This is a genomic window from Streptomyces sp. NPDC041191 (assembly GCF_055591945.1).
On sequence record NZ_JBVIZC010000014.1, the window covers coordinates 146,346 to 154,742 of the forward strand.

7 protein-coding genes and 1 riboswitch are annotated in these 8,397 nt (G+C 74.5%); of the genes, 5 read left to right on the forward strand and 2 right to left on the reverse strand.

Annotated features, from left to right (window positions below; all coding sequences use genetic code 11):
- Window positions 1-550 precede the first annotated feature (550 nt).
- Entirely contained in the window at window positions 551-1,882 is a 1,332-nt protein-coding gene (locus ACZ6AQ_RS26210) for a phosphoribosyltransferase family protein (RefSeq protein WP_468762892.1), read from the forward strand.
- Here ACZ6AQ_RS26210 and ACZ6AQ_RS26215 read toward each other — a convergent pair.
- The gene (locus ACZ6AQ_RS26215) at window positions 1,866-2,789 is read right to left on the reverse strand and encodes a LysM peptidoglycan-binding domain-containing protein (protein ID WP_468762894.1); all 924 of its coding nucleotides are present in this window, start codon (window positions 2,787-2,789) and stop codon (window positions 1,866-1,868) included. The genes ACZ6AQ_RS26210 and ACZ6AQ_RS26215 overlap by 17 nt on opposite strands.
- 5 nt (window positions 2,790-2,794) lie before the next feature.
- A riboswitch (cyclic di-AMP (ydaO/yuaA leader) is annotated at window positions 2,795-2,968 on the reverse strand.
- A 383-nt stretch (window positions 2,969-3,351) separates the two neighbouring features.
- On the opposite strand from ACZ6AQ_RS26215, the gene ACZ6AQ_RS26220 reads away from it, so the two are divergent.
- Window positions 3,352-3,981: a DUF6197 family protein gene (locus tag ACZ6AQ_RS26220; protein ID WP_468762896.1), complete on the forward strand. Its 630-nt coding sequence runs from the start codon at window positions 3,352-3,354 to the stop codon at window positions 3,979-3,981.
- A gap of 161 nt (window positions 3,982-4,142) precedes the next feature.
- Here the strand turns inward: ACZ6AQ_RS26220 and ACZ6AQ_RS26225 are convergent, their stop codons facing one another.
- Complete coding sequence (locus ACZ6AQ_RS26225) at window positions 4,143-4,949, reverse strand: DeoR/GlpR family DNA-binding transcription regulator (protein WP_468762898.1); 807 nt, start codon at window positions 4,947-4,949, stop codon at window positions 4,143-4,145.
- Between the two features lie 148 nt (window positions 4,950-5,097).
- Here ACZ6AQ_RS26225 and ACZ6AQ_RS26230 point away from each other — a divergent pair, with 148 nt between their 5' ends.
- The 3 genes from ACZ6AQ_RS26230 (at window position 5,098) to ACZ6AQ_RS26240 (ending at window position 8,265) form a co-directional block, all read left to right on the forward strand.
- A complete protein-coding gene (locus ACZ6AQ_RS26230) occupies window positions 5,098-6,021 on the forward strand; it encodes an SIS domain-containing protein (protein WP_468762900.1) in 924 nt (307 codons plus the stop codon).
- A 42-nt stretch (window positions 6,022-6,063) separates the two neighbouring features.
- The gene (locus ACZ6AQ_RS26235; RefSeq protein ID WP_468762902.1) at window positions 6,064-6,900 is read left to right on the forward strand and encodes a class II fructose-bisphosphate aldolase; all 837 of its coding nucleotides are present in this window, start codon (window positions 6,064-6,066) and stop codon (window positions 6,898-6,900) included.
- Window positions 6,901-7,188: 288 nt separating this feature from the next.
- A complete protein-coding gene (locus ACZ6AQ_RS26240; RefSeq protein ID WP_468762904.1) occupies window positions 7,189-8,265 on the forward strand; it encodes a PASTA domain-containing protein in 1,077 nt (358 codons plus the stop codon).
- Window positions 8,266-8,397: the final 132 nt, after the last annotated feature.

An 8,397-nucleotide genomic window follows, 5' to 3' on the forward strand; every position in this document is an offset into this window, starting at 1 on the left:
CCCCCAGCCTCCCCGGCGGCACGCCCTCCGACCAGCGCCACGGGCCCGACCGGGTGACGGACGCCTTCCCTCCCAGCCGTACGGAAACGGTTCTCCCGGCCCCGTGCGCGGGACCGGGCCGCCGGGGAGCGGCGGACGCCCCCAGAAGGTGCCGCCCGCCGTCCGAATCCCCCAGGCGGCGCCCGCGCACGAGTGACCGTCCGCCCGCGCCCGTCGCGTGCCGGGCCGCCGCCCCGGCGCGTACCCGTCCTCCGGTACGAGGAGCGAGGTGGGCAACCCGATCGGACCGGGCGAGGTCACGCCCGCCCTGCGGGGCTTCGCACCGGGCGTCCTCGCCCCGGGCGCCGACCCCCGGTCCCTCACCGTCGCGGCGCCGCCTCCCCGTCCCGCGAAAGGAGGTGCCCCGGCCCCGGCGGGCCGCGCGTCCTACCCTGGAAGGGCGGAAGGGGACGGGCCCGCCGTCCCTTCCCGGTCCGGGCGAGCGGCGCGGAACGGATTCCTTCCGGATCCCCGTGGGGGCCCTTCCGCCCGGGCGGAAGGGCGGTGCCCCATGTTCTTCGTCGATCGCGGCGACGCGGGACGGCGGCTCGCCGCCCGGCTGGACCGTTTCGAGGGCGACGACGTCGTGGTCCTCGGCCTCCCGCGCGGGGGCGTGCCGGTGGCGGTCGAGGTCGCCGCCGCCCTCGACGCGCCGCTCGACATCTGCCTCGTCCGGAAGCTGGGCGTGCCGCGGCGGCCCGAGGTGGCGATGGGCGCGCTCGGCGAGGGCGGTGTACGGGTGCTCAACGAACGGGTGCTCCGCGAGGCCGGCGTGGACGGCCGCGGCCTCGTCGTCGTGGAGGAGCGCGAACTCGCCGAACTGGAGCAGCGGGCCCGCCGCTACCGGGGCAGCCGTCCCTCCGTGCCGCTGGACGGCCGGACGGTGCTGGTCGTCGACGACGGGCTGGCCACCGGAGCCACGGCCGTGGCCGCCTGCCGGGTGGTCCGCGCGCGGGGCGCGGCCCGGATCGTCCTCGCGGTCCCGGTCGCACCGGCCGGCTGGACGGCTCGCCTCGCCGGCGAGGCCGACGAGACCGTCTGCCTCCACGCGCCGGAGGGGTTCCGGGCGGTCGGCCAGTTCTACCGGGACTTCCCGCAGACGCCGGACGCCGAGGTGCTCGCCTGCCTGGACCGGAGCCGGACCGCGCACGGGCACGGCGTCCGGGGCGCGGAGGTCCGCGCCCCCGCCCCGGGACAGGCGGAGGTGCGGATACCGGTCGGGGGAACCGCTCTCGCCGGTCGTCTCGCCGTACCCGAAGGGGCCGTCGGCGTCGTCCTGTTCGCCCACGGCAGCGGCAGCGGTCGCCACAGCCCGCGGAACGGGGCCGTCGCCGAGGCGCTCGGCGGGGCCGGTCTGGGGACCCTCCTGTTCGACCTGCTGACCGAGGAGGAGTCGGCCGACCGGGCACGGGTCTTCGACACCGCGCTCCTCGCCGGCCGGCTCACCGGGGCCACGGACTGGCTGGCCGGACGGCTCGGCGCGGAGTTCCCGCTCGGCTACTTCGGCGCGAGTACGGGAGCGGCGGCCGCGTTGCGGGCGGCGGCGGCCCCCGGGTCGACCGTCGGCGCCGTCGTCTCGCGCGGTGGCCGGCCGGACCTGGCCGCCGACCACCTGGGCCGGGTGCGGGCCCCGACCCTCCTGGTGGTGGGCGGCGAGGACCCGCTGGTCCTGGACCTCAACCGGCGGGCCCGGTCCCTGCTGCGCTGCGAGAACCGGCTGGCCGTCGTGGAGGGCGCCACCCACCTCTTCGAGGAGCCCGGTGCCCTGGAGGAGGTGGCGGAGCTCGCCGCCTCCTGGTTCACCGGGCACTTCCGCGCACGGGAGGTCAGTACGCCCCGTTGACGTTGTCGATGGAGCCGTAGCGGTCGGCCGCGTAGTTGCAGGCGGCGGTGATGTTGGCGACCGGGTCGTACAGGTCCATGGCCGTGCCCGGCACGTGGTAGGCGAGGAAGGTCGGCTCGATGACCTGGAGGAGGCCCTTCGAGGGGGTGCCGTTGACGGCGTTGATGTCCCAGTTGTTGATGGCCAGCGGGTTTCCGGAGGACTCCCGCATGACGTTGCGGTGGATTCCCTCGTAGGAGCCGGGGATGCCGTGCCGGGCCATGACGTCCAGCGACTCGCGGATCCAGCCGTCGAGGTTGTCGGCGTAGCCGGTGGCAGCAGCCGCCTGAACCCGGGCGGGGACGGCGCGGGCGACGGCGGGGGTGGCCGCGGCGCCGGAGGCGCCCGTGCCGGTGGCGACGGCCGGGGTGGCCGTGCGGCGCTCGGAAGGCTTCGCCCGTTCGGCCGAAGAGGAATTCTTCGCCTTCGGGGCGGCCTTCGTCCCGGTCCCGCTCCCGGTCTCCGCCTGCCCGGGGGCGATCTTCGCGGAATTCCGATGAATCGTCAGTTCCAGGCCGGGGTGAATGAGTGACGGATTGTCACCCACGACGCTCCGGTTGGCGCGGTAAAGGCTCTTCCAGCCCCCCTGAATTCCCTTCTTGCGGGCGATCAGGGAAAGCGAGTCACCGCTCGTGACGGTGTAGGTGCGCGTGGCGGCCGGGGCGGCCGGAGTGGTGGCGGTCGCCGGTGCGGCGGGGGCGGTGAACACCGTGGCCGCGATGTCCGGCGTTCCGGTGGCGGGCGTGGCGCCGGCCGTGGCGGGCACGATCAGCGGCAGGGTCAGAGCGGCCCCACCTGTACCGATCAGGGCCATACCACGGGAGATGTGGATGCGGCGGGGGCGGCGGTGCTTGCCGTGTGCGGGCATGACGGATTCCTCTCCGGCGCCTGCGGGGTGAGCTGTCGGGTTCGGACGGGAGATGTCCGGCCGCGAGCACGCGGCTTCACCCCGAGCCGTTCCGGATTCCGGACCGGCGTATTCGTGGGTCCCCCGCTCCTGCCGTCGGGTGAAAAGGGAAGGTTCCCGAGCGGCGGCAGGATTAGGCGTTCCGCTCGAATGGAGGTGACCGTAGGCCAGCAATGCGACGAATAACAAGAGGATCAATGCGGCGCTCTTCGGTAAAGGATCTCCGCATTCGTTCCGGTCAAGATCGACCGGATGGCGGGGGCGCCGAATCTCCTTGTGCGGCAAGGGTCCGGGGAGGGGCGCGGCAGATCGTGGGACCCGGGGAGTGAGTCGCGTCACCCGAACGACTATGTCCTATATGCGCCGTGTTTCCCTTGTTCGGCGTAAAGGGGATGAAAGTTCCCGAGGGGGTATTCATTCATCGAATGACTGCTTTATCTGCATTCCATGACACGTGCTGCCATAGCTGGCAAAGCGGACATTTCTCCTGGAGGATGGAAGGCCCGACCCAGGAGCCGCCCCGATGTCCCCCTCCGCCCCCTCGCCCGGCCCTGCCCCCCTGACCTGCCCCGACGCCCTCGACCGCGAGGCGGCCGCCCTTTACGAGACCGCCGTCTGGCAGCGGATCGTCACCGACTGGACGACGGGGGAACCGCCCGCGTCGGCTCCGTCGCGGGAGCGGAGCTGGCGGGACCTGCTCAGCGTGCCGGTGGACCGGCTCGTGGCCGACGCGCTCGACGCGTTGCCCGCGCCCCTCCCCGCCGAGCGCCGCCTCCCCGGACGGCTCGGGGCCGTGCTGCCGGACCGCCTGCACGCCTGGCGCCGCATCGGCCGGGCCGAGCTGCGCCCCTCGGTCCACCTCGGCTACGCGCGCCTCGTCCTGACGGAGTGGGGCTGGCAGAACGCCCCGTACAAACTGCGGAACAGGCGCGGGGCCCGGTGCGTCTGCGGGGCCCTCCTCGCCGCCCACCGCCTCGGCTACGGCGGTGCGGACACCATGAACGAGGCCGCCGCCTGGATCATGACCGAACTCCGGTCGCGGGGATGGCGGGACCTCATCGGCCCGTGGAACCGCGCCCCCGGCCGTACGGCCGCCGACGCCGTGGCCCTCCTCGACGCCACGATCCGGCGGGCCGCGCACGCCGGCCGCTGACGCCGCCGTCCGGACGCCGGAGCGGCAGGGCGGGGGAGGGGCACCCCGGACGTGCTGACGTGCTGACGTGCGGACGTGCGGCGACCGCCGGGTCGGCCCCCGGAGCCCGGGGGTTCCGGGCCGGGTGCCGGTCCCGCCGCGCGCCGACGGGTGCGGCGGGATCAGGCGGTGAGGACCTTCACCCCGGCCTCGGTGAGCCGGGAGACCGCCTCCGGGGCGATGTCGGTGTCCGTCACCAGCACGTCGATCCGCTCCAGACCGCAGATCCGCGCGAACGCCCGGCGTCCCAGCTTCGAGGAGTCGGTGACCACGACGACCCGGCTGGCCCGCTCCACGAAGAGCCTGCTGATGCTCGCCTCGTCCTCGTGGTGCGCCATCGCGCCCAGTTCGGCACCGATCCCGTCGACGCCGAGGACCACCACGTCGAGCACGACCTCGTCGAGCACCCCGGCCGCCAGCGGGCCGACCAGCTCGTAGGTCTGCGGGCGCGCGACACCGCCCGTGGCGACGATCTTGATCTGGGGGCGCACCGCCAGCTCGCCCGCGATGTTGAGCGCGTTGGTGACCACGGTCAGGGCCGGTCCGGCGGACCCCGCCGATCCCGGGGCCTCGTCGCGTCCGCCCGCGCATCGCAGTGCCAGCGCCCGCGCCACCTCCGTCGTCGTCGTGCCGCCGTTGAGCCCGACCACCTCGCCGGGGGCGACCAGGCCGGCCGCCGCCTCCGCGATCCGCTTCTTCTCCGGTGCGCGGCGCGCCGACTTGTACCGCAGGGGAAGTTCGTACGACACGCCGTGCGCGACCGCGCCGCCCCGCGTCCGTGCCAGGAGTCGCTGCCCGGCCAGCTCGTCGAGGTCCCGGCGGATCGTGGCCGCCGAGACGTCGAGGGCGGCCGCGGCCTCCTCCACCTCGACCTTCCCCGAGACCGCCAGTAGTTCGAGGAGCGCGTTCCACCGCTCGTGCTTGGACATGGGTCCCTCCCTCCCGGTCGTGCGAGCGTCCGATTCTAGCCGCCGGGGCGTGAAAGTTCTGGAAGAAATGTGCTCGCTTCTGCTTGAATGATGAGAGCTTCGCGCATCTTCTTTCAAAAACTCGCAGCACTTCTGCAAGGAGACCGGCATGAGCACCACCCGCACCGCCCTGGAGATCGACTCCCAGCCGGCGACCTGGCGACAGGCGGCCCGCACCCTGCCCCAGCACACCGCCGCCCTTCCCCGGCGGGGCGAACGGGTCGCGGTGATCGGCTGCGGCACCTCCTGGTTCATGGCCCTGGCCTACGCCGAACTGCGCGAGACCGGCGGCCACGGCGAGACCGACGCCTTCGCGGCCTCCGAGTTCCCCCACGGCCGTCACTACGACCGGGTCGTGGCGATCACCCGGTCCGGCACCACCAGCGAGGTGCTCGCCGTCCTCTCCCGGCTGCGCGGCACCGTGCCCACGGGCGCGATCACGGCGGACCCCGCCACCCCGGTGATGGACCTCGCCGACGAGGTCGCCGTCCTGGACTTCGCGGACGAGGAGTCGGTCGTCCAGACCCGGTTCGCCACCACCGCGCTCGCCCTCTTCCGCGCCCACCTGGAGGCCGAGGACGCCCTCCCCGAGGGGGTGGCCACCGTCGAGGAGGCCGCCCGCGACGCCGAGCGGGCGCTCGCCGCCCCGCTGGACGAGAACGTCCGCACGGCCGAGCAGTTCACCTTCCTCGGCTCCGGCTGGACCTACGGACTCGCCCTGGAGGCCGGCCTGAAGATGCGCGAGGCGGCGGGCGCGTGGACGGAGGCGTACCCGGCGATGGAGTACCGCCACGGCCCGATCAGCATCACCGGCCCCGGCCGGGTCGCCTGGGGCTTCGGCACCCTTCCCGCCGGGCTCGCGGAAGACGTGCGGAAGGTCGGCGGCGTCCTCTCCGAGAGCGACCTCGACCCGCTCGCGGACCTCGTCCGGGCCCAGCGGCTCGCCGTCGCCGTCGCCGAGGCGCGCGGCCTGAACCCGGACACCCCCCGCAACCTGACCCGCTCCGTGGTCCTCTCCGGCGTCCATGCCTGAGCCCCGCCCCACCGCCGAACGCAGCCCGGGAGAAGAGGAACCATGCCGCTGACGCCCACCGACGAGATCACCCGCCGCGCCCGCGCGGCGGGCACCGGAGTGGGGGCGTTCAACGTCCTCCAGCTCGAACACGCCCAGGCCATCGTCGCCGGCGCGGAGAGCGCCGACCGGCCGGTCGTCCTCCAGATCAGCGAGAACACCGTCCGCTACCACGGCGCCCTGGAACCGGTGGCCCTCGCCTCCCTGGCCGTCGCCCGCGCCGCCAAGGTCCCGGTCGCCGTCCACCTCGACCACGCCGAGAACCCCGACCTCGTCCGCGAGGCGATCGGACTCGGCCTGAGCTCCGTCATGTTCGACGCCTCGAAGCTCCCCTACGACGAGAACGTCGCCGCGACCCGCGAGGTCGTGGAGGAGTGCCACCGCCACGGCGTCCGGGTCGAGGCCGAACTCGGCGAGGTCGGCGGCAAGGGCGGCGCCCACGCCCCGGGCGTGCGCACGGACCCGGAGGAGGCCCGCGCCTTCGTCGCCGCCACCGGGGCCGACGCCCTCGCGGTCGCCGTCGGCAGCTCCCACCGGATGCTGACGCGGGACGCGGTCCTCGACTTCGACCTCATCGCCCGCCTGCGCGCCGCGGTCGACGTCCCGCTGGTCCTGCACGGCTCCTCGGGCGTCTCGGACGCGGACCTCACCGCCGCCGTCCAGGCCGGCATGACCAAGGTGAACGTCTCCACGCACCTCAACAAGGCGTTCACCGGGGCCGTCCGCGCCCATCTCGCGGACCACCCCGACACGGTCGACCCCCGTCACTACCTGGCCCCGGCCCGCGCGGCCGTGGCCGGGGAGGTCGCCCGCCTCCTGACGGTCCTGTCCCCGGTCTGACCCCTGCCCCCGCCCGGCCCCGTCGCCCCGGGCGGGGACACCGGCGCCCGCACCAGGACCGCCTCCGTCACGGCGGCGGTCCTGGTACGGGCGCCCCGCGCGGGGCCGGGACCGGCTCGCCCGCGCCCCGGGGCCCGCACCCGGCGTGGCCTGCGCGAACGGGCGGGCGGCGGGCGCCGGGCCCGTGGGAGGACGTCCCTCACGGGTTCAGTACGATGCGGTCGCTCGACAGATGTCCCGGGGAACCTCACGGGCCGTCACGCCCCAGTCCCGGAAAAGACACCGCCCATGAGCCGCCCGCCCGTTCCCTCCCCTCCGTCGCCGGACCCGGCGGCCCCCGGCCCCCGTTGGTGGCTGACCGTCCGCGCCCGCGTCGGCTTCTTCCTCGCCGTCCCCGTACTGGGGCTGATCAGCCCGTACCTGGGATGCGTGATGATGGTCGTCGCGATCGTCCTGGTCTGGAAGGACCATTCCTGGAGCAGGGGCGTGAAGGTGGCCGCCACCGTGGTGGCGCTCGCGCTGCTCGGCTCGGTCGCCCCGGACCCGCCCGAGGACGGGACGCCGCCCACCGCGGCGCGGACGGACGGGAAGACCGCGGTGGGCGCGGACACGGTGCGCGTCCCGGTCCGGACGACGCCGCCCTCGCCGTCGCCGACCCCCAGGCCCCGCCCCACCGCGAAGGACTACCGGGGCATGTCCCTGGACGACGCGCGGAAGGCCGCGGAGGCCGCCGGGTTCGGGGTGGACGAGCACGACGCGTCCGACGAGGACAAGAGCATCTGGATGCGGCTCAACTGGACCGTCTGTTTCCAGCGCACCGGCTGGATCTCGTCCGGCACGAAGGTGATCGACTTCGGCGCGGTGAAGAAGGGCGCCCCCTGCCCCCGGGAGGACGGCGGCGCGATCCCCTGGCCGACCATGCCGGACCTGGTCTGGAAGACCTGGAGGACGGCGCACAAGGAGGTCGCCGCCCTCGGGACCGTCCCGGCCGACCGCGTCAGGGCGTCCGCGGCGTACGTCAACGACCAGCTCCCCGACACGGGGGAGTACGACGACTGGCGGGTGTGCGCGAGCGACCCGGCGAAGGGCGGGAACGTCACCGCCGACGCGGGGGTGACGCTCGAACTGACCCACCCGGACAACGGCTGCCCCGAACCCGGCCGGACGGACGGCGACCGGCCGAGCCTGCCGGACCGGGACGACGACGGCGACCCCGACTACCACGACCCCTTCCCCCGCGACCGGCACCGCAACAGCGCCTTCCCGCACGGCCTGCCGGGCGGGTCGGGCGGCTCGTCGAGCAGTGGTGGCGGCAGTGGCGGCGGAGGCGGGGGATGGAACTGCCCGCGTACGCGCTGGTGCTGACGTGACGCCGGGCCCGGACGGCGCAACCCCGCAGCGGTCCTACTGATCTTTTCGTTAGTTGGGTGGGGTTGGCGGGTGGAGGGTGAGGCCGGTGTGGGTGAGGAAGGACCAGGGCAGTTGGGGGTTGGTGTT